The organism is Kitasatospora sp. NPDC018058 (assembly GCF_044327205.1).
GTDB lineage: Bacteria > Actinomycetota > Actinomycetes > Streptomycetales > Streptomycetaceae > Kitasatospora.
Map to the genome: position 1 here is coordinate 197,358 of NZ_JBIRFA010000006.1, position 21,073 is coordinate 218,430.

Consider the following 21,073-nt stretch of genomic DNA (forward strand, 5'->3'; position numbering starts at 1 on the left):
CCGGACGCGCTGCGGACGGCCCGTGCGCCGGTCACCCCGCGGAAGGGTGCTGCTGCGCCGGTGCCGGTGAGCGACGGCCGGTCGGGGTGAGCCGGGACGGCGCCGGGCCGTTGTCGAACGGCCCGGCGCCAGCTCACCGGCTCAGGACAGCGTGACGTCGTCGTACAGGGTGTACCTCGGTGAGCGTGTAGCTGTGCCCGGCCGTGACGGCGGCCGTCACCTGCGCCCATGACGAACGGCCAACAAGGTGAACCTGGTCAACCTGAAGGCAGGAAGAGCACCGGACAACGCAGAGGGGAGGTCTGATTGTGCGCGATCCACTCTGACGGTCGGTTCGGCACAGATCCGCCCTGATGCCGCCGAAAGGCCGTCCCGCCTCCGCACCGGCAAAACATTCGAGGAGCAGGAACGACGATGGCACCCGATCCGACAATCGCCCAGGTGACCATGACCCTGGCTGCCCTTGCATCCACCGGGGCCACCCCGCGTCCGTCCGGGGAGACCCTGGAACATCAGACCGCACGGATCATCACCGGCATCAACGCGCAACTGAGCGATCCCAGCCTTGCGACGCAGAACGCGTGGCAGCTGGTGTGGCTCGCCCTGAGCGACGCCAACGCCAACATGGCATACATCGCGAAGAGCACCAACGGCTCGAACGAGTTCGCCGTGGCCGCTCGCGGAACGGACGCCGATTGGACCGACATCCTCGAGGACCTCGAGGTCGGCAAAGTCGTCCCGTTCCCCGAAAGCGGATCGCCGAAGCCCGTCGTTTCCAAGGGGGCGAAGGATGCGTTCGACCGGGTTACCAACGCCCGCTCGATCGCCTCACCCTCCCCGAACGTCACGCTCGTTCAGGCACTCGCCGCCGCGCTCAAGGCGGCGCCCTCCTCGCCGCAGCCGACCGTCTATCTGACCGGTCACAGCCTGGGCGGTTGCATCGCCACCATGCTCGCGCCGTACCTGCAGGCACAGGCAAAGACCTGGCCGAAACAGCCGAAGTTCGCGGTGATCACCTATGCCGCTCCCACCGCCGGCTTGCAGAGCTTCGTCGACTACTTCAACTCCCTGTCGTGGGTCATCGACGAGCGCCAGAACAACGCCTACGACCTGGTACCGCACGCGTGGGCCGATCTCGACACCACCGCCGGCTGGTACCCGAGCCCGGGACCGCAGGCGACCGACGAGGTGAAGCTGCTCATCGGGACGTTCTCCCAGCGCACCAAGGGCAACGTCTACGTCCAGCCCGGCACGCTCTGCCTGATGAACACCGGATACACGAGCCTCAACAAGAGCCTGGTCAACAAGACCACCCAGGACTTCCTCGGCCAGGTCGCCTTCCAGCACGCCAACTCCACCTACCTGGAGCTGGTGGGGGCGCCTGACGTCCCTTCCGGGCCGGAGGTGACCGACGTGACCCCCAGCTTCGGCGCAGCAGGCGACACGGTGACCGTCAACGGCACCGGTTTCAGTCCGGACAGTGTGGTCGACTTCGACCAATTCGCCTGCACCAAGCTCGACATCGACCCCTCCGGCCTCAGGATCACCGCTCAGGTCCCCAGCGGAACCGGCGTCGTCCACGTCCGCGTCACCAACACCCTCGGCACTTCCCCGGCCGTCGCCATGGGGCAGTTCGCCTATGGCGGACCCGCGCCTGTGGTGGTCAGTGCGGTCAGTCCGACCAGCGGAAAGGTCGGCACCCCGGTCACCATCAGCGGCGAGGGCTTCACCGAGGGCGCCACCGTGCACTTCAAGGACAAAGCATCCGACTCGGTCGAGTTCGTCTCCACCGGCCAGATCATCGCAACCGCGCCCGGTCTGCTCGACGTCCAGCAGACGGTGAACATCACCGTGACGGTAGGCAAGGCCACCTCTCCCACCAGCCCGGCCGACGAGTTCACCTACACCGGACGGTAGCGTCCGCACGCCCCGTTCCCCGGGTGGCCCTTCGGGCAGCCCCGGGCCCTTGCCGCCGACCGGTCGAACCGTGCCCGGACGGGGGATCGCCGCAGGACCGTTCGCCCTGCGGCGAGCAGGCCACGGAGCTGTGCGGCACGGCCGAGCAGCCGGCGGGCGATCAGGTGTTCGGAACCCCCGGAGAGGCCGGGGCCGGGATGAGTCGAGGCACCGATGTGCCAGAGTCCGGGTCCTGCGGTGCGGCTCGACGACAGCCCCGGCCGCCAGATCAGGTGCCGGTCGGTCGGCGGAGCCGCCGTAGGTCGCCGCGGACGGCGTTGTGGTTGGCCGCGGTGAGACGGGGGTCACGAGGGGTTTATCTTGTCTGGACAAGTTTCGGGATCGCGGGCACCCCGGGATCAGCCGCGTGCAGTGAACGGTGCCGGTCCGAGCGATGACGCGGACATGGCCTGCCGGAGGGGCGGAGCAGGGGCGGAAACGCGGAAGCCGCCGGGGGCGAACGCCATCCCCGGCGGCTTCCGTGGCGGTCGGATCAGACGGCGGGCCGGGCCTCCGGAAGCGACGGGATGTCGGCGACGCTGTCCAGCACGTGGGTGTGCGGGTGCCCCTCGAAGTCGGCGCGGGTGAGCTCCCCGGTCAGGACGCCGATCACCACACCGGCACCGGCGTTGGCGCCGGCCTGGACGTCGACGACGGTGTCGCCGGCGGCCAGCACCCGGCGGGTGTCGACGACCCCGGTCTTCTCCATCGCCCGGTGGATCATGTGCGGCGCCGGACGCCCGCGCGGGACCTCGTCCGAGGTGACCACCGCGTCGAGGTTGCCGCCCTCACCGGTGGACCAGCCGAGCGACTCCAGCAGCGGGTACGCGACGTCGTCGCTGAAGCCGGTGGTCAGGGCCACCTTGATGCCGCGTCGACGCAGCTCCGCGAGGGCGTCCTCGACACCGGGGATGGCCCGCGGGGGAGTGGTCCGGTAGGCCTCGCGCAGGAACTCGCGGAAGGCCGCGTAGCCCTCCTCGACCAGCTCCGGGGTCGGGGTGCCGCCGCCGATGCGGACCAGGGCGGCGATGGCCTCGCGCTTGTCGGTGCCCATCCAGGCCTGGAGGTCGGCCTCGGCGACCGGCACCCCGGTGCCCTCGACGGCGGTGCGCAGGGCCCGGTAGACGGCACCGGCCTCGTTGACGGTGGTACCGGCCATGTCCAGGGCGGCGAGCTCGATCACGGTGTCAGTCCTCTTCGGTGCGGTAGCGGCCGACGACGGTACGGCCGTTGATGGTGTTCTCGACGGTGAAGGTGGCCATGGCGGGCAGGTAGCGGTCGTCCGCGTCCTCCAGCGGCACGCCCTGGCTCGACGTCGTGAGTCGTCGTACGCGGAGCAGCGGGTCGCCGACGGTGATCCGCAGGAGCTCGGCGTCGCTCGGCTCCGCGGCGACGGCGTCGATGGTGTGCCGGGCGTGGTGCAGGTCGACGTCGCGGCGCAGCAGTTCCTCGTAGACGGAACCGGTGTCCGGGTCGAAGTCGAACAGGATGCGGCCGACCTCGTGGACGAAGGTGGAGCGCTCCAGCATGGCCGGGACGCCGTCCAGCAGCCGCAGTCGTACCAGCTCGACGACCGGCTCCCCTTCGGTGAGGCCGAGCCGGGCGGCCGCCTCCGGGGTCGCCCGGCGGCGGGCCACCTCGACGGTCGTCTGCCCGGGTTCGCGGCCGATGGTGCGGGCCCACTGGGTGAAGGAGAGGAAGGTGCCGAACGGCTGGGAGGGGGCCGAGCGGCGGGCGACCGGCGGCTTTCCGCGGCCGCCGACCAGGCTGCCCTCGCGGCGCAGCATGGCCAGTGCCTGGCGGACCGGGCCGCGGGAGGTGCCGAATTCCGCGCAGAGCTGCGACTCGCTGGGCACCGGCTCGCCCTCGGGCCACTCGCCGGACTCGATGCGGCGTTGGAACTCGGCGCCGAGCCGTTGGTGGAGAGGAAGCTCGTCACTTGTCTTCACAAGCTGACTATGACACTCCGGGTCGGAACTTCTCAAGGCGGGGCCCACCTGCTCGTTTTCCCGGAGGGCCGTTCGAATCCGGTGGTCGTCGAGTGGATGAACAGACGGTAACTTGTACAGACATCTCTTGACGTTGATGCCGGCGGGCCCGGAATCTGGAGCCATGAGCAGCAGCACACCCACCACCGCCCCCGCCACCTCCCGTACGCGCACCCCCGGCACGCCCGGCCGCAGCGACGTAGTGATCGTCGGCGCCGGCATCATCGGCCTGGCCCACGCCTTCGAGGCGCTGAGCCAGGGGCTTTCCGTCACCGTCGTCGAGCGTGACCGGCAGCCCGTCGGCGCCTCGGTCCGCAACTTCGGCCACTGCTGCATCAGCGCCCAGGACGGCGAACTGCTCGCCCTCGCCCAGCGTTCGCGGCCTGGCTGGCTGCGCGCCGCCGAGGCCTCCGGTATCTGGGCCGCGGAGGCCGGCACGCTGGTGGTGGCCCGGTCGGCGACCGAGGCGGCCGTCCTGGAGGAGCTGCGCGCCGAGCGCGGCGGCGACGCCGTCGAGCTGCGCACCGCCGCGCAGACGGCGGCGCTGCTCGGTCGCGCGGCCGGCGCGGCCGGCGACCTGGTGGGCGGCGCGATACTGCCCGCCGACCTGCGGGTGAACCCGCGCGAGGCGGCACCCGGCCTGGCCCGCTGGGTGGCCGGGCAGTCGCAGGGCCGGATCCTCTGGGGCACCGCCGTCACCGGCGTCGAGTCCGGGACGGTGCACACCACCCGCGGCCCGGTCCACGGCGACCGGATACTGATCTGCGTCGGTCACGACCTGGACTACCTGTTCCCCGACATCGCCGAGGACCACGAAGTCCAGCGCTGCCGCCTCACCATGGCGCGGGCCGAGGCCCCGGCCGGGTTCGCCACCGACTCCGCGGTGCTGACGGCCACCTCGATGCTCCGCTACGACGCCTTCACCAGCCGGCCGTCGGCCGCCCGGTTGCGGGAGGAGGTCCTCGGCCACAGCGCGGAGCTGCTGGAGATCGGTGCCAACGTGATGTTCACGAGGCTGCCGGACGGCACCGTACTGGTCGGCGACTCGCACCACTACGACGCCACCACCCCGCCGTTCATCGACGAGCGCGGCTACGAACTGCTGATCGGGGCCGTCGCGCGGGTCCTGGGCGTCGAGCGGCTGCGGATCCTGGAGCGCTGGCAGGGCGTCTACGCCAGCAGCCCCCGCGGTCCGCTGCTGGTGCGCGACCTGGCGTCGGGCGTCCGGGCGATCTCGGTCACCTCGGGCATCGGCATGACCCTGTCCTTCGGCCTCGCGGCCGCCACCTTCGACGGCATGCTCGCCGCCACCGGCTGACCGGTCGCCCCGAGCCGGAAGGCCGTGTCGAGCGCGGTCGAGGCGGCGACGAACGTCCAGGTGTCCATGGTGTCCACATCCGGCTGGGCGCCTGACTATACAAGTGGGCTCGGTGGGCGGGAATCAGGACGGGCGGACGCCGGAGGGCGGTGTGGCCGTGGCGGGCGCGGGTGACCGGGCCCGCGCGGTGCGGCTGGACGAACGCGAATTCGGTTGACTGTCGGCGACGGTGGTGGATGCAATGTCCGGCGTGATCACGCAGGTGTGCTCGCCGTGGCCGGCAGAGGTGGACATGTACCACCGAACCCTGCCGTTCGGCGCTCCGGGCGACCTGCGACCGAATCGTCACGCGGGAGACGCCAATACATGAACACGTCACCATCGGCAGCCGGAGCGGGGCGGACTGACGGATCATCGGTGCGGATCGGCGCGCTCGTGCCGCTGACCAGGCCCGGCTGGGTGGAGGCCGGGCAACACCTGCTCGCCGGACTCGAGTTGGCCGTTCGCGAGGTCAATGACGCCGGTGGGATCGGCGGAAGGCCGCTCGAACTGGCGGTCCGGGACACCGCGGCCGATCCGGAGAAGGCCGCGGCGGCCGTGGACGAACTGGCTCATTTGGGCGTGGCCGCCCTGGCGGGGGAGTACCACAGCGTCGTCGCCCGCGCCGTCGCCGCCAGGGCGGACGCGCTCGGGCTGCCGTTCCTCTGCTCGTCAGCGGTGCTCGACGCGCTCACCGACCAGCCGACGGACTGGGTCGCGCGCCTCGCCCCGGCGCAGTCCCACGGCTGGCGGACCTACGCGGACTTCCTCCTCGGCGCGGGCCACAGCCGGATCGCCGTAGCAGCCCAGCCGAGTGTCTACTGGGCGTCCGGGACCCGCATCCTGCGGGACCACCTCGCTCCGCGCGGCGGCACCGTCGTCGAGCTCGACATGGGCACCCTCGCCCCCGCGGCCGTGTGCGACGAGCTCGTCGAGCATGGCGCGACAGCCCTGCTCCTGCTGGCCGGCCACCCGGAGCCGGCCGTGTCGATCGTGAAGTCCGTCCGCCGCGACCGGCGCCTCGCCGAGATCGTGATCGGTGCCCCGGCCGGGCAACCGGAGTTCGCCGAATGGGTGGCGCTGCTGGGCGACGACGGCTCGGCGATCCCGTTCCTGCGCTACCTGCCCGAGCGTCTCAGCCCACTCGGTGCGCGAGTCGAGACGGCCCTGCGTGAGCGGTTGGGTGAAGCGCCCTCCTTCGTCGCCTTCGAGGGCTACGACACGGTGGCCGTCCTCGCCGACCTGCTCCGTTCGCACGGTGCGGACCGCGCGCGCATCGCCGAGTCCTGGCCGTGCGTCGCTGTCGAGGGCACCCGCGGGCGGATCCGGTTCTCCCGTACGCCGGGCATCGGCGTTTGGCAGTGGGCGTGGCCGTCGGTCCAGGTCGTCGATCGGGATCCGGCGGACGCCGGACGCTTCCGGATCCTTCACGCAGGCTGAGGCGGTCCACACCGACCGGCGGGCGGCGTGAGCGGGCTGGGCCCGTCCAGCAGCGTGCCGAGCAGGAGGCGCAACGCCAGGCGGACCTGTGGTGAGGAGAGATCGACCGTCGTCACCTCGGCCATCCGGCGCAGCCGGTAGCGCAGGGTGTTGGGGTGGATCCGCAGGGCCCGCGCGGCGTCCTGCGGTTCGCCGTAGTGGTCCAACCAGGCGGCGAGGGTGGGCAGGAACGAGGTGCCGTGCGCCTCGTCGTGTGCGCGGAGGTCCGGAAGGGGACCGCCGAGCAGGCAGGCGTCGGGCCCGAGCGCGGTGCGGGCGCGTTCGATCAGTACGGCGTCCCAGGCGTCCTCCAGCAGGACCACCCCGTCCGGGGAGCCGGTGGCCGCCCGGCCGGCGGCGGCGAGGCTGATCAGCTCGGCGGCCTGGGCCCGTGAGCGGGGCAGTTCGGCGTGGCAGCGCGCGAGCCCGCCCGCTGCGGCGTACCGGCCCCGGTCGTGGGTGCGGACCTCGCCGAGTACGCGGCGCAGCCAGGGCATCGATCCGGTGTCCGCGGCGGTCTGACGGTGCGGGCGCGGCGGCTCGGTCAGTACGGCGAAGGGCACGTCGTCCAGGTCGACCAGGAGCGGCTGATGCCAGCCGAACCGGCGGACGACCGACTCCCAGAGGTCGAGCTGTCGGCGGACGTCCTCGGTGCGGTCTGCGGTGCCGAGTGCCACCACGCGCCACGGGGGCGGTGGCAGCTCAGGGCCGCCCGGCCCGGGGCCGTCCCGCAGGACGGTGCGCAGCTGGGCGTCCGAGACCCGGCGGGCGATGCCCGTCTCGGCGCGCAGCCGCAGCAGGTGCAGGGCGACGATCGAGGCCAGGTCGGTGAGTTGCTGAACGCGCTTCGGGGGCACCGGAGTCGCGGCGACCACCCAGATCGCTCCGAGCCACTCGCCGCCGGCGCGGACCGGGACGGCCAGCCGGGGCAGGGTGCCGTCCGGCCCGGCGGGGACGTGGACGGGCTCGTTGGAGCGGGCCAGTCTGCGGAAGAGGCCGCGGGCCCGGAAGTGGGCGATCAACTCCGGTGGTACCCGCCGCCCCACGATGGTCGAGACCCTGGCACGGTCGGTGCCGTCCTGACGGCCGGAGTACGCCAGGACCCTCGACTGGGCGTCCTCCACCGTCACCGGGGCGTCCGCGATCTCGGCCGCGGCGTCGGCCAGGGTGAACAGGTCGCTGTGCACGTCATGGCCACCGGGGCCGGCCGGCTGGGGCGCGCAGGCCCGGTCGATGACCCCGCGCACCAGCCAGACGACGTGCGACCAGGAGGCGTGCGGCTGGAGCTCGATGAGCGTCTGCCCCTGCTGCCGGGCGGCGGCGACCACCTCTGGGTCGTCGGCCAGCGGAGCCTTGAGTACGACACCGGCGGCCCCCGCGGCTCCGGCCTGCCGGACGAGCGAGACGGCGGCGGCCGGGCCGGTGGGGCCGACCCCGAGGAGGAGTTCGCCAGGCTGGCCGGTGACCTCGCCCGGCACGGCCAGGACGACGTCGTGCACCCGGGTGTCGGGTCCGGTCACCACCACACGCAGCAACCCGGCGCCCAGGGAGTCGACGAGGTCGGTCGTGCCGATCATCGGACGGAACCGGTGGCGGCGGACGCGGGCGGCTGGTTCATCCGAACAGTCTGCGGCACCCGTTGTGCTCGGCGCACCATCCTGTGGGCCGGAATTGGCCGCCCGCCACCAGGACGGTGGCGGCCGCCCGGCCCACCATGGAGAGCGCCTCCCCCCGCGGGAGCGGCAGACCGGTGACGCGGCAGACCGGTGAAGCAGATCAGGGAAGCAACAGGAGGAGCGAACCCATGGCCCGTTCCGCATCGACCGACTCACCGCCGCGACGCGTCGCCGTCGTCGGGGCCGGCATGGTCGGTCTGTCCACCGCCTGGTTCCTGCAGGAGCTCGGCGTCGACGTCACCGTGTACGAGCGCAAGCAGGTGGCGGCGGGGGCGTCCTGGGGCAACGCCGGGTGGCTGACCCCCGGCCTGGCGGCCCCGCTGCCCGAACCCGCCGTGCTCAAGTACGGCCTTCGCGCGGTGCTCAGCCCGTCCTCGCCGGTGTACGTGCCGCCGAGCGCGGACCCGCGACTGCTCCGGTTCCTGGCGGGATTCGTGCGGCACAGCACGGCAGCCCGCTGGCGGCGCGCGATGGACTCGCTGGTGCCGGTCAACCGCCGGGCACTCGCCGGCTTCGACGCCCTGGCCGCCGGCGGCGTCGAGGCGAAGACCGTCGAAGCCGGGTCCTTCCTGGCCGCCTACCGCGGCGTCGAGGAGCGTCGGGTGCTGGTCGAGGAGATCGAGCACCTCCACGCGGCCGGCCAGGAGCTGGAGTACGACCTCCTCAGCGGCGACGAGGCGCGGGCTCTGGAGCCGGCGCTGTCCGGGGAGGTCGGCGCGGCCGTCCGGCTGCGCGGCCAGCGTTACCTCGACCCCGGGCAGTTCGTGTTCGCCCTGGCGGACTCGGTGCGCGGCCGTGGCGGCGACATCCGGACCCGTACGGCCGTGACCGACGTCGGCGACCACGCCCGCGGCGTCGACGTGTTCGCGTCCGGCGGCGCCCCCGAGCCGTACGACGCGGTGGTGCTGGCCGGCGGCGCGTGGCTGGGCGAGCTCGGCCGCAGGTTCGGCGTCCGCGCCGTCGTGCAGGCCGGCCGCGGCTACAGCTTCAGCGTGCCGATGGAGCGCCTGCCCGCCGATCCGCTGTACTTCCCGGCCCAGCGGGTGGCCTGTACGCCCCTGGGCAAGCGGTTGCGGGTCGCCGGGATGATGGAGTTCCGCAGTCCCGGGGCGCCGTTGGACCGCCGCCGGATCCGGGCCATCGCCGAGGCCGCGCGGCCGATGCTGCGCGGTGCCGATCTGGACGCGCGCCGGGACGAGTGGGTCGGTTCGCGCCCGTGCACCCCGGACGGGCTGCCGCTGATCGGGGCGACCCGGTCACCGCGGGTCTTCGCGGCCGGCGGGCACGGCATGTGGGGCATCACCCTCGGTCCGGTGACCGGCCAACTCCTCGCCGAGGCGATGGTGACCGGCCGTCGCCCGGCGGAGCTGGGGCCGTTCGACCCGCTGCGCTGACCGAGCGGGACCGACTGACCAACGGGCCCCCGGCCGTGGTCAGAACGCCGAGTTGGCGAACCAGAGCGCCAGCAGCTCCTCGTCCCCGGACAGGGTGACGCTCGCGGCGCTGCGGTCGAGGCGCCGGTAGAGGAGGAGCAGCAGGTCGGCGGCGGTGGCCTGGACGGTGGCGTCGGCGGTCGTGTCGCCGTCGTCCGGGACGAGGCCGAGGCCGTCGGGGCGCAGGCGCACCAGCCAGGTGCCGTCGCCGTCGGTGCGGCTGAAGCGGATGGTGCGGTCGTCGCCGCGCAGCTCGGCGGTCTTGGGGGCGAAGAAGGCGGCGAAGGGCAGGTTGGTCAGGAACTCGTCCACGCCGTCGGCCGCGAGGGTGGGCTCGATCTCGGGCGCCAGGCCGAGCGCGAGCTCGGCGTCGGCGCGGTGGACGAGGGTCTCGAACAGCATCCGGCGCACCCAGAAGCGGGCGTGCTGGTCGGCGCCCCAGGCCCACATCGGGGCGTCGAGGTCGGTCTGGGCGAAGGTCGAGGCGGCCTGCTCGGCGGCCTCGGCCAGCCAGGCCGGGTACTCCTCGGGCCGCTCGGGCAGCTGCAGGTCGACGTCGCGGCTGCGCGGCGGCTCCTGGATCCGCTGTCGCAGCAGGACGGTGAACCAGCGCTGCACGCTGCCGGCGTGGCGGACGAGGTCGGCGAGGGACCAGCCGGGGCAGCTGGGCACCGGGAGGGCGGGGTCGGCCTGCTGCACGGCGGTGACGAAGTGGGCGGTCTCGGCGGCGACGGCGGCGCTGTGGTCGAGCGGGGTCATGAACGTGGTCTCCAGGGAAACGGGGTCTCGCGGTGCTTCGGGACGGCCTGCGCACTCAATGCTTCATGGCATGAAGCAATTGCGATGACGCACGCTAGGCCTGAAAGGTTGAGGCTGTCAAGTATCTCCCCGGCCGCCCGGCCCGGTGGCCGTGGGTCCCGGGCGTTCGGGTGTAGGCACGACGGCGCCGGGCAAACGCCGGGCATGGACGACCGGCAGGGGTCGGTGCGGATCATCAGCGTCGCCGGCGAACTGGACCACGAGACGGCCGAGGGGTTGCGCGGGGCGCTCGCCCGGCCGGTGGACGACGGCATCATGCGGATCGTGGCCTACCTGGCCGACCTGTGGTTCTGCGACTCGACGAGGCTGAACCCGCTGCCGCGCGCCCGCCTCGACGCGGAGGCGGCCGGGCTGCGCCGGGGGCCTCGGGCCCCCGGCGACGGCCCGCCGTCGGACCCGGTCTGAGGAGCCCGGCCATGGACCGCCCCGGACCCGGCCGCGCTTCGGGCTTCGGCCAGACCAGGTGCCTCGCCCTGACGGGCAGTGAGGGCGCGGTGGGGCGCTGTCGGGAGTTCAGCCGACAGGCGCTGCAGTCCTGGCACTGGCTGCCCGCCGACGACGAGGAGCGCCAGGCGGTGGCGGAGGACGTGCTGCTGATGGTCTCCGAGCTGGTCACCAACGCCTGCCTGCACGCCCCGGGCGGCCCGCGCGAGCTGCGGCTGAACTGGAACGGCGCCCGGCTGCGGGTAGAGGTCGCCGACGCCAGCCCGGAGCCGCCCCGGCTGCGCCCGTACGCCGACCCGGGCCGACCGGGCGGGCACGGTCTGCGGGTGGTGGACCGGCTCGCCGAGGCCTGGGGGGCGCTGCCGGAGGGGGAGGGGAAGCTGGTCTGGCTGGAGGTGCCCTCACCTCTGGACTCCCCGACGTACTCACCACCGGATCTCCCGCCGGATTCCGCGTCGGGCCGCGGCGCCGGACCGGGCTGAGCCGGGGCGGCCCCGAGTTTCCCGCGCTCCGGGCGTTTCGGACGCCGCGCAGCGGACAGTCACGTACCGGGGGCTGTCGACGGGAAGGAGGAGGAGCGCCGTGACCCCGAGGACACCGCCGCCGTGGCCGAGGGCCACCGGCCCGGGCTTCGCGGCCGAAGCACCGCCCGGCAGGTTCATCGTGGAAGCGTCGCCGTGGGCCGAGGGGACCGTCCTCGCCCTGTACGGCGAACTCGACCTCGACTCGGTCGCCGAGCTGCGGGGGGCCCTGGACCCGGCGCTGGCCGAGCCCGCCACCGTCGTGGTGGTCGACTGCGCGGGCCTGGAGTTCTGTGACTCCTCCGGGCTCAACGCCCTGCTGCGCGCCCAGGCCCGGGCGGCGGACGACGGCAGCCGGATCGAACTGGCGCGCCCCCGCTCGCTGGTGCTACGGATGCTCGAACTCACCGGCGCCACCGATGCCTTCCGGATTCGCGACACCCCGCCTGGTTGAACGGGCCCGCAGCGGCCCGCGGGGCCCCTTCGCACCCCCCGCCGCGCGGTGGCAGAGTGGGAGCAGGGCGGCCCTCCGTCGCCCGTGGAGACGGCGCGCGCCCCTGCGTGCGCTGCGTCCGTGACGGATCCGGGCGGTGGGACGGATGGACGAACACCCCGTACCCGGCACGCCGGCGGCCGACCCGGCCGAGCAGGCGGCACTGCGGCAGTTGCTCGCCGGGCTGACGGCCGTGCGCGACGGGGACTTCCGTACCCGGCTCACGCCCGACCGGCCGGGGGTGCTGGGGGAGATCACCGAGGTCTTCAACGGGATGGCCGACCAGCTGGCCCGGGTGACCGACGAGGTGACCAGGGTGGCCCGCGAGGTCGGTACGGAGGGGCGGCTCGGCGGTCAGGCCACTCTTGAGGGCGCCGCCGGGACGTGGCGGGACCTGACCGACTCGGTGAACTCCATGGCGGGCAACCTGACCAGCCAGGTGCGCAACATCGCCCAGGTCGCCACGGCCGTCGCCGAGGGCGACCTCACCCAGAAGATCCGGGTGGACGCGCGCGGGGAGATCCTGGAGCTCAAGGAGACCATCAACACGATGGTCGACCAGCTGTCCGCCTTCGCCGACGAGGTGACCAGGGTGGCCCGCGAGGTCGGCACGGCCGGGAACCTGGGCGGGCAGGCCACCGTCCGGGGCGTCTCCGGCACCTGGAAGGACCTCACCGACAACGTCAACGTGATGGCCTCCAACCTCACCGGACAGGTCCGCTCGATGTCCGAGGTGGCGACCGCGGTCGCCCGGGGCGACCTGTCCCGGAAGATCACCGTGGAGGCGAAGGGCGAGGTGGCGGCCCTCGCCGACGCGATCAACACCATGGTGGACACCCTCTCGGCCTTCGCCGACGAGGTGACCAGGGTGGCCCGCGAGGTCGGCACCGAGGGCATCCTGGGCGGCCAGGCCCGGGTGCCGAACGTCGCCGGGACGTGGAAGGACCTCACCGAGAAGGTCAACTTCATGGCCGGCAACCTGACCAGCCAGGTGCGCAACATCGCCCAGGTGACCACGGCCGTCGCCGAGGGCGACCTCACCCGCAAGATCGACGTGGACGCGCGCGGGGAGATCCTGGAACTGAAGACCACCATCAACACCATGGTGGACCAGCTGAGTTCCTTCGCGGCCGAGGTCACCCGGGTCGCCCTGGAGGTCGGCAGCGAGGGGCGCCTGGGCGGCCAGGCCCGGGTCGAGGGCGTGTCCGGCACCTGGAAGCGGCTCACCGAGAACGTCAACGAGCTGGCCGGCAACCTCACCCGGCAGGTCCGGGCGATCGCCGAGGTCACCAGCGCCGTCGCGGCCGGCGACCTGACCCGCTCGATCAGCGTGGACGCCTCCGGCGAGGTCGCCGACCTCAAGGACAACATCAACGCCATGGTCGAGTCGCTGCGCGAGACCACCCTGGCCAACCAGCAGCAGGACTGGCTGAAGACCAACCTGGCCCGGTTCTCCGCCGCCATCCAGGCCCGGCGGGACATCCAGGCCGTCGCCGAGATGATCACCGACGAACTCACCCCGCTGATCGGCGCCCAGTACGGCGCGTTCTTCCTCGCCGAGGAGGGCGAGGCGGACACCGAACTCGCCCTGATCAGCGCGTACGGCCGCCCCGCCGGGCAAGTGCGGCGGGTGCGGCTGGGGGAGTGCCTGGTCGGCCAGGCCGCCCGCAGCCGGCGGATCGTCGCGGTGGACGGCCTGCCGCCCGGCTACGCCGTCATCGGCTCCGGCGCCGGGGCCGGCGAGGCCCGCTCGCTCCTCGTGCTGCCGATCGTGCTGGAGGAATGGCTGCTCGGCGTCATGGAGTTCGCCTCCGTCCACCCGTTCACCCAGGTCCACCGCGACTTCCTGGAGCGCTTCGCCGAGACCTGCGGTGTCAACATCGGCACCCTGCTCGCCAACGCCCGCACCGACGAACTGCTCGCCGAATCCCGCCGCCTCACCGCCGAACTCCAGGACCAGTCCGAGGAGTTGCAGGCCGGACAGGAGGAACTGCGACGCTCCAACGCGGAGTTGGAGGACAAGGCCGCCCTGCTCGCCCAGCGCAACCGGGACATCGAGGCCAAGAACCTGGAGATCGAGCAGGCCCGGCAGGAACTGGAGGAACGCGCCCGGCAGTTGAGCCTCGCCTCGATGTACAAGTCCGAGTTCCTGGCCAACATGAGCCACGAGCTGCGCACCCCGCTCAACAGTCTGCTCATCCTCGCCCAACTGCTCGCCCAGAACTCCGGCGGCAACCTCACCCCCAAACAGGTCGAGTACGCGGGCGTCATCCACTCGGCCGGCACCGACCTGCTCCAGCTCATCAACGACATCCTCGACCTCTCCAAGGTCGAGGCCGGCAAGATGGAGCTGACCCCCGAGCCCTTCCCCGTACGGGAGTTGCTGGAGTACGTCGAGTCCGCCTTCGGGCCGCTCGCCGACCAGAAGGGCCTCGCCTTCGAGGCGGTCGTCGACCGGGGCGTCCCGGAGCGGATCGTCACCGACCAGGCCAGGCTGCGCCAGGTGCTGCGCAACCTGCTGTCCAACGCGGTGAAGTTCACCGACACCGGGCGGGTCGAGCTGCGGATCGAGCACGTCGAGGCCCCGGAGCTGCCGCCCGAACTCGGCCGCGCGGAAGCTGCGGTGGCCTTCCACGTCGAGGACACCGGCATCGGCATCGACCCCGGCCAACTGGAGAGCATCTTCGGCGCCTTCCAACAGGCCGACGGCTCCACCGGACGGCGCTACGGCGGCACCGGCCTCGGCCTGTCGATCAGCAGGGAACTCGCCCGACTGCTGGGCGGCACCCTCACCGTCCGCTCCACCGCCGGACAGGGCAGCCGCTTCACCCTCCATCTGCCGCTCGGTGTGCCCGAACATCCGGACAGAGCAGTCGAGTCGGAGCCCTGCGTCCTGGTCGTCGAGTCCCACCCGCCGGCCCTGCTCACCATGCTCACGCGCCTCGCCGCCGACACCCTGGGCGGCCCCTTCCCGGCGGCGCGGGTCACCAGCGCCGGGGACGCCGCGGACCTGCGCGCCGCGCTGGCCGAGGGCCCGTACCGCTGCGCCGTGCTCGATCTGGCGGGTTCCGGTGAGCTCGCGCCCGTCCTGCTGGAGGCCCTGGCGGACGGCACCCCCGTCCTCGGGTACCGGTCCGACGACTCGGGCGGCGCGATCGCCGGAGTGGAGCTCACCCGGGGCCTGGACGACCTGCGCGAGCGCGTCGGCCACATGCTGGGCCGCCGCCGCGCCGCCCGGGAGCCCGCGCCCGCCGACGAGACGCCCTCGGACCGGGCGCTCGCCGGGCGGACCGCGCTGATCGTCGACGACGACGTCCGCAACGTCTTCGCACTCGCCGCGGCGCTGGAGGAGCACGGCCTGACCGTGCTGCACGCCGCCGACGGCGATGCCGGTCTCGGCCTGCTGCGGGCCCACCCGGAGACCGACCTCGTCCTGATGGACGTGATGATGCCCGGCCTCGACGGCTACGCCGCGATCGCCGCCATCCGCGCGGACGAGCGCTTCGCCCGCCTGCCCGTCATCGCCGTCACCGCCAAGGCCATGCCCGGGGACCAGGACAAGAGCCTCGCCGCCGGCGCCGACGACCACGTCACCAAGCCGGTCGACACCGCTCACCTGCTCGACCGCATCCGGTACTGGCTGGACAGCTCATGACCGGCCGCGATGAACCCCCGGACGGCGCCGCCCGGGCCCTCGCGGCGACCGTCCGCCGACTCCAGCGGGACGCCGACCGGATGCGGGCGGAGGCCCGGGCGCGCTCCACCGTCGACCTCGCCACCGGCATGCTCGCCGAGCGCCTCGGGGTGCTCCCGGCCGAGGCCGCCGCCCACCTCGGCCGGCTCGCCCGGGACGCGGGCGTACCGGCGGTGACCCTGGCCGCCGACATCGTCGCCCTGCCCGGTGAGGCGCCGCAGCCGCTCAGTGCGGCTGCGCCCGCCGTGACACCCGCCCTCGCCGCGCTCCCGGACCTGCAACAGGCCGTCGACGCCGTCCTCGACCAGTCACGGGAGGCGTTCGGCCTCCGGGCCGCGGCCGTGTGGCTACGCCTGCCCGGCGGCGCCCTGGCCCTGGCCGCGTGGGCCGGCCTCCCCGCGGACGAGGCCGCCGCGTGGAGCCGGGTCCCGCCGGGCGTCCCCACCCCCGCCCAGCGGGTCGTCGAGGGCGGCGCGGAACTGTGGCCGGGTGACCCCGGCACCGAAGGACCGTCGATCGGCACCGGAGCGGCCCGGGCCGTCCTCCCACTGGTCGACGGCGGCCGCCGTCGTGGAGCGCTGGAGGTGCTGCAGGCCGCCCCCGCCGTCCCGCTCGGCCCCTCCCAACGCCGTCGGCTCTACGCCCTCGCCGACCTCTGTGCGACCCTGCTGGGCACGCCGCCGGCCCCGGTCGCACCCGAGGACGCCGCCGACCTGCTGGCCGGGCTGCTCACCCCCGCCCTCCTGCTGGAGCCGGTGCTCCACGACGGTCAGGTGGCCGATTTCACCGTGCTGCGGGCGGCCGCGGGCTTCGACGACCCCCTCGGCCGACCCCGGGAGGCGCTGGAGGGCACCTCGTTGCTGGAGAGCTACCCGACCGCCGTCGGTGGCGGGCTGTTCGAACGACTGGTGCGGGTGCACCGGACCGGCACGCCACTGCCCGCCGAGCGGATGCGGCTGGTCTTCCGTGAGGGCGGACTCGCCCTGCCCACCACTGTCCTGCTCGCGGCCGCTCCGTTGGGCGAGCGGCTGCTGGTCGGCTGGCGGCTGGAGTCCGAGCAGGCCGACGAGGCCGAGCGGGCCGACGAGGCCGAGCAGACGGCCCTCCTCGTCCAGGCGCAGCGGCTCGCCCGGGTCGCCGGGTTCGAGGAGTTCCCGGAGAGCGGCCGGATCCTGTGGAGCGCGGGCCTGTACGAGCTGTTCGGCCTGCCGGTCGACACCGCGCCCATGCCGCTGGCCCGACTCGTCCGGCACGCCCACCCGGACGACGCACCCGCCGTACGGCGCCTGGTGAGCACCGTCCGGCACGAGCACCGGACCTCCTCCGCGGTCTTCCGGTTGGCCCGCCCGGACGGCACCTCCCGGCACACCCGGGTGATCGCGGAACCGGTCCTCGACAGCGCGGGCCGACTCACCGCGATCCGGGGCGCCTACCACGACGTCTCCGCGCAGTACTGGACGGAGGTCGCGCTCGGCGCCACCCGGGAACGCCTCGCCGACAGCGAGCAGGAGTCGGCCGAGCGCGCCCGGCTGGCCCTGCGGCTCCAGCAGGCCATCCTGCCCGCCGCACCGCCGCCGCTCGGCGTCACCGGCCTGCGGGCGGCCGTGCGCTACCGCCCCGCCGCCCAGCACGACCGGGTCGGTGGCGACTGGTACGACGTGCTGCCGCTGCCCGACAAACGGGTGCTGCTGGCCGTCGGCGACGTGGCCGGGCACGGCGTCGGCGCGGCCGCCGGGATGGTCGCGCTGCGGCACGCGCTGCGCGGCCTCGCCATCACCGGGGCGGGCCCGGCGCGGCTGCTGGAGTGGGCGAACACGGTGGCCCTGCGCGAGCCCCGCCACGTCACCGCCACCGTCGTCTGCGTCCTGCTGGACCCGACCGGCGGCGGGCTGCGCTGGGCCCGGGCCGGGCACCTGCCGCCGATCCGGCTCGGCCCGGACGGCGCCGAGGTGCTGCCGCTGCCGCACGGCGTGCTGCTCGGCGCCTTGGACGACGCCGAGTACGAGGAGTACACCGCCCACCTGGACCCGGGGGACGTCCTGCTGCTCTACACCGACGGCTTGGTCGAGCGCCGGGACCGCTCGGTCGAGGAGTCCGTGGACCAGCTGATCCGCGCCGCCGGAGCCCCGGGCCCGGACCTGGAGCGCTACCTCGACCGGCTGCTGGAATTCAGCCCGGCCGACACCGACGACGACACCTGCCTGATCGCCGTCCAGATCGGGTGACCGCTCAGCGTGTCGACCCCGGCTGCCCGGGTAGGCGACCCGAGGGGGCGACCACCGGGGCATGACCCCGGGCGATCCGGCACTCGTTCGGACACCCGGACGACCTGCTCGTTCGGACGCCCGGACAACCTGTCGGCGGACCAGCCTGAACACCGGGGGCGTGAGGGAGGTGCGAGCGCATGGCCGGAGCACGGGTCCCCGCCACGACACCGGGCCGGACCCGGGCACGGTGGCTGCCGCTCCGGGCGCGGCCCGGCGTCGCCGCGGATGCGCGTACCTTCACCGCCGACTTCCTTGCCGAGGTGGCGGACCCGGTGGTGGTCGCCGACGCCGTCCTGCTGGTCTCCGAGCTCGTCGGCAACGCCCTCCGCCATGCCGGGGAGCCCGTCGCACTGCTGCTCGTCCGATGTCCCGGGCGGGTGCGGATCGAGGTCAGCGACGCCAGCCCGAGGCCTCCGCTGCCCAGGCCCCCGCACGGCCCGGACGGGGGCGGGGGCTTCGGCCTGTTCCTGCTCGACCGGCTCGCCCTGCGCTGGGGCTGGCGCCCGCTGGGGCCGGGCAAGACCGTCTGGTGCGAGCTGCGGTTGCCCGAGGTCCGCGACCGTGGTGTCCGTGCGGCACGGTTGGGTAGGCGTCCCGGTAGCCCACCGCTTCCCGCCGGCCCCCGGCGCCGTGCCGCGCCGGCCCGCCTGAAAGGGGACGCCGTCATGGCCACACGGATCGCCTACCGCCGGATCTACGAGGAGTCCTCGCCGCAGGACGGGCAGCGGGTGCTGGTCGACCGGATCTGGCCGCGCGGCATGCGCAAGGAGGACGCCCACCTGGACGAGTGGCTGCGGGACGTCGCGCCGTCGACCGAACTGCGCCGCTGGTACGGGCACGAGCCGAGCCGCTACACCGAGTTCCGTCGCCGCTACCTCGCCGAACTCGGCGACGCCGAGCACCACGAGGCCGCCGCGCACCTGCGCGACCTCGCCGCCCGGGACGGCATCACGCTGCTGACCGCCACCAAGGACGTCGACCACAGCCAGGCGGCCGTACTCGCCGACTGGCTCGACGGCAAGCGGCGCGGCGCAGCCCGGTAGCCCGGCGCCCGGCTATTCGTCGCCGCGCCGGTGGCCGCCCGGCGAGGGGCCGCGCGCCCGCAGCTCGTTGAGCACCGACCATGCGACCGCCACCGCCGGCACGGCCACCAGCGCGCCCAGGACCCCGGCCAGGACGGCGCCGCCGATCACCGACAGGGCGATGACCACCGGGTGGATCCGTACGGACCAGCCGAGCACCAGCGGGTGCAGCAGATGGCCCTCGATCTGGCCGATCACGACGATCAGGGCGAGTACGAGCAGGGCGACCACCGGTCCGCGGGCCGCCAGCGCGACCAGTGCGGCGACGGCCAGCGCGATCGGGGAGCCGACCAGTGGGACGAGGGCGGCGACGAACTCCAGCACCATCAGCGGCAGGACCAGCGGCACCCGCAGCAGGGCCAGCGCGATGCCGACCAGTACGGCGTTGGTCGCCGCCACGATCAGCACGCCGCGGGTGTAGCCGGCGAAGGTGCGCCAGGCGGCCTGCCCCGCCCGCCCCCACACCGGGCGGGCCCGGGTCGGGAGCTGGTGCTGGGCCCAGGACCACATTCGGTCGCCGGAGTGCAGGAAGAACACCGAGCAGAACACCGCGAGCGCCAGCCCGGTGACCAGTTCGACGGCCCGGCTGGCGCCGCTGATCGCGGTGGTGAGCAGCGAGGAACGGTGGGAGGAGAGGAACTCGCCGAGCTTCGCCCTCAGGTCGGTGACGGTGCCGGGGCGCAGGTGGAACGGCGGTCCGGTCAGCCAGGGGTCGATCCGGCCGAGGCCGCCGCGCAGTTCGGCGCCCAGCTGGCTCCACTGGTCGGCGATGGTCGTCCCCACCAGCGCGAGGACCCCGCCGACGACCACCGCGGTGAGGACGAAGGCGAGCAGGACGGCGAGCGAGCGGGGCAGCGCCCGGGCCAGCAGGTCGACCACCGGGCGCAGCACCGAGGTGATCACCAGTGCCAGGAACAACGCGATCACCGGGAGCTGGAGCTCGCCGAGGACGGCGACGACCAGGTATCCGGCCACCCCGAGCAGCCCGAGCCGCCAGACGTACCCGGCGACGGTCCGCAGGCCGGGCGGGACTCGGTCACAGGACGCGCCGCGGTCACCGAACGCGACGGTTCGGGCACGGGGTGGGGTCGTCCGAGGCCGACGGCTGCCGAGCGGCACGGGCCGCCGGGCCGGCGCGGTGCCGTTCACCCGCGCGGGTCGTCTTCTCGTGGCCGGGCCGTCCGTCGATCCCACCTCCTGCTGCGGTTCCTGGCGTTCATGTTCATGGGAGCCCCCGGGGGAGGACCCGGGGGACACCCCCTCCCAGCGTCTCCGCCCCGGCGGCCGGCCGCACACTCGGACGAAGCGGAACGAACCGGAGGAACGGTGCGTCCGCGCAGCGAGATCAAGCGGTACTTCCGCGACACCTCCTGGCCCGTCCGGGTGCCCCGCAGCATGCAGGAGCTGCACCTGACCGTCGCCCGCGGCTCCGACCGGCTGGAGCAGGAACTCGCCCGCCTCCCGCACCCGGAGGAGATCGCCGCGGACCTCCACCTCACCGTGGAGCAGGCCGTCGAGGGGCTGGTCGCCGGCCGGGTCCACCGGTCCGACTCCCTGGACGCGCTGCGCGACCAGGACACCGACGAGACGGGCAGCGCGATACTGGACCGCCTCGGCGGCTGCGACCCCGGCATCGAACTCGCGGACTTCCGCACCGCCGTCCGCCCGCTGCTCGTCGAACTGCCGTGGCGCGAACAGGCCGTGCTCAAGCTGCGCTTCTGGGACGGCTGGACCCAGGCGCAGATCGCCCGCCGGACGGCGTCTCCCAGATGCACGTCTCCCGTCTGCTCACCCCCCCACCCTGGCCCGGCTGCGCGAGCAGTTGGAGGACCTGGACGCGCCCGGGTGGCAGGACGAGGCCTGA

15 protein-coding genes and 2 pseudogenes are annotated in these 21,073 nt (G+C 73.7%); 12 read left to right on the plus strand and 5 right to left on the minus strand.

Annotated features, from left to right (window positions below):
* Positions 1-447: 447 nt before the first annotated feature.
* Positions 448-1,917: an IPT/TIG domain-containing protein gene (locus ACH4E7_RS10865; RefSeq protein ID WP_396248817.1), complete on the plus strand. Its 1,470-nt coding sequence runs from the start codon at positions 448-450 to the stop codon at positions 1,915-1,917.
* Between the two features lie 532 nt (positions 1,918-2,449).
* Here ACH4E7_RS10865 and ACH4E7_RS10870 read toward each other — a convergent pair.
* Together ACH4E7_RS10870 and ACH4E7_RS10875 are read right to left on the minus strand one after the other, a co-directional pair.
* Entirely contained in the window at positions 2,450-3,139 is a 690-nt protein-coding gene (locus tag ACH4E7_RS10870) for a phosphonatase-like hydrolase (RefSeq protein WP_396248692.1), read from the minus strand.
* A gap of 4 nt (positions 3,140-3,143) precedes the next feature.
* Positions 3,144-3,905, minus strand: a complete 762-nt coding sequence (locus ACH4E7_RS10875) for a GntR family transcriptional regulator (RefSeq protein WP_396248693.1) — start codon at positions 3,903-3,905, stop codon at positions 3,144-3,146.
* A gap of 163 nt (positions 3,906-4,068) precedes the next feature.
* On the opposite strand from ACH4E7_RS10875, the gene ACH4E7_RS10880 reads away from it, so the two are divergent.
* Together ACH4E7_RS10880 and ACH4E7_RS10885 are read left to right on the plus strand one after the other, a co-directional pair.
* Positions 4,069-5,262 (plus strand): TIGR03364 family FAD-dependent oxidoreductase, encoded by a 1,194-nt coding sequence (locus ACH4E7_RS10880; protein ID WP_396248694.1) that lies wholly within the window; start codon positions 4,069-4,071, stop codon positions 5,260-5,262.
* A 366-nt stretch (positions 5,263-5,628) separates the two neighbouring features.
* Positions 5,629-6,741 (plus strand): ABC transporter substrate-binding protein, encoded by a 1,113-nt coding sequence (locus ACH4E7_RS10885; protein ID WP_396248695.1) that lies wholly within the window; start codon positions 5,629-5,631, stop codon positions 6,739-6,741.
* Here ACH4E7_RS10885 and ACH4E7_RS10890 read toward each other — a convergent pair.
* Positions 6,729-8,357 carry a PucR family transcriptional regulator gene (locus ACH4E7_RS10890; protein ID WP_396248696.1) on the minus strand — a complete coding sequence of 543 codons (1,629 nt, stop codon included), beginning with the start codon at positions 8,355-8,357 and terminating at the stop codon, positions 6,729-6,731. The genes ACH4E7_RS10885 and ACH4E7_RS10890 overlap by 13 nt on opposite strands.
* 227 nt (positions 8,358-8,584) lie before the next feature.
* On the opposite strand from ACH4E7_RS10890, the gene ACH4E7_RS10895 reads away from it, so the two are divergent.
* A complete protein-coding gene (locus ACH4E7_RS10895) occupies positions 8,585-9,850 on the plus strand; it encodes an NAD(P)/FAD-dependent oxidoreductase (RefSeq protein WP_396248697.1) in 1,266 nt (421 codons plus the stop codon).
* Between the two features lie 39 nt (positions 9,851-9,889).
* On the opposite strand, the gene ACH4E7_RS10900 is transcribed toward ACH4E7_RS10895, so the two are convergent.
* Positions 9,890-10,648, minus strand: coding sequence for a maleylpyruvate isomerase family mycothiol-dependent enzyme (locus ACH4E7_RS10900; protein ID WP_396248698.1), 759 nt, complete (start codon positions 10,646-10,648; stop codon positions 9,890-9,892).
* 204 nt (positions 10,649-10,852) lie between these two features.
* On the opposite strand from ACH4E7_RS10900, the gene ACH4E7_RS10905 reads away from it, so the two are divergent.
* From ACH4E7_RS10905 to ACH4E7_RS10935, 7 genes and pseudogenes are all read left to right on the plus strand, one after another.
* Positions 10,853-11,113, plus strand: a complete 261-nt coding sequence (locus ACH4E7_RS10905; protein WP_396248699.1) for a hypothetical protein — start codon at positions 10,853-10,855, stop codon at positions 11,111-11,113.
* 11 nt (positions 11,114-11,124) lie between these two features.
* Complete coding sequence (locus ACH4E7_RS10910) at positions 11,125-11,634, plus strand: ATP-binding protein (RefSeq protein WP_396248700.1); 510 nt, start codon at positions 11,125-11,127, stop codon at positions 11,632-11,634.
* A gap of 100 nt (positions 11,635-11,734) precedes the next feature.
* Positions 11,735-12,127, plus strand: coding sequence for an STAS domain-containing protein (locus tag ACH4E7_RS10915; RefSeq protein WP_396248701.1), 393 nt, complete (start codon positions 11,735-11,737; stop codon positions 12,125-12,127).
* Between the two features lie 145 nt (positions 12,128-12,272).
* Positions 12,273-15,821 (plus strand): HAMP domain-containing protein, encoded by a 3,549-nt coding sequence (locus ACH4E7_RS10920; protein ID WP_396248702.1) that lies wholly within the window; start codon positions 12,273-12,275, stop codon positions 15,819-15,821.
* Positions 15,818-18,085 (plus strand): SpoIIE family protein phosphatase, encoded by a 2,268-nt coding sequence (locus ACH4E7_RS10925; protein WP_396248703.1) that lies wholly within the window; start codon positions 15,818-15,820, stop codon positions 18,083-18,085. Before ACH4E7_RS10920 ends, ACH4E7_RS10925 begins: the two co-directional genes overlap by 4 nt.
* 179 nt (positions 18,086-18,264) lie before the next feature.
* Positions 18,265-18,642, plus strand: a pseudogene (locus ACH4E7_RS10930) (ATP-binding protein); the annotation flags it as partial.
* A gap of 150 nt (positions 18,643-18,792) precedes the next feature.
* Positions 18,793-19,170: a DUF488 domain-containing protein gene (locus tag ACH4E7_RS10935; protein WP_396248818.1), complete on the plus strand. Its 378-nt coding sequence runs from the start codon at positions 18,793-18,795 to the stop codon at positions 19,168-19,170.
* Positions 19,171-19,182: 12 nt separating this feature from the next.
* Here ACH4E7_RS10935 and ACH4E7_RS10940 read toward each other — a convergent pair whose 3' ends face one another.
* On the minus strand, positions 19,183-20,358 hold the full coding sequence (locus tag ACH4E7_RS10940; protein WP_396248704.1) for an AI-2E family transporter: 1,176 nt from the start codon (positions 20,356-20,358) through the stop codon (positions 19,183-19,185).
* A gap of 246 nt (positions 20,359-20,604) precedes the next feature.
* Between ACH4E7_RS10940 and ACH4E7_RS10945 the strand changes: the two are divergent.
* Positions 20,605-20,928: pseudogene (locus tag ACH4E7_RS10945) on the plus strand (sigma-70 domain-containing protein); the annotation flags it as partial.
* Positions 20,929-21,073 lie beyond the last annotated feature (145 nt).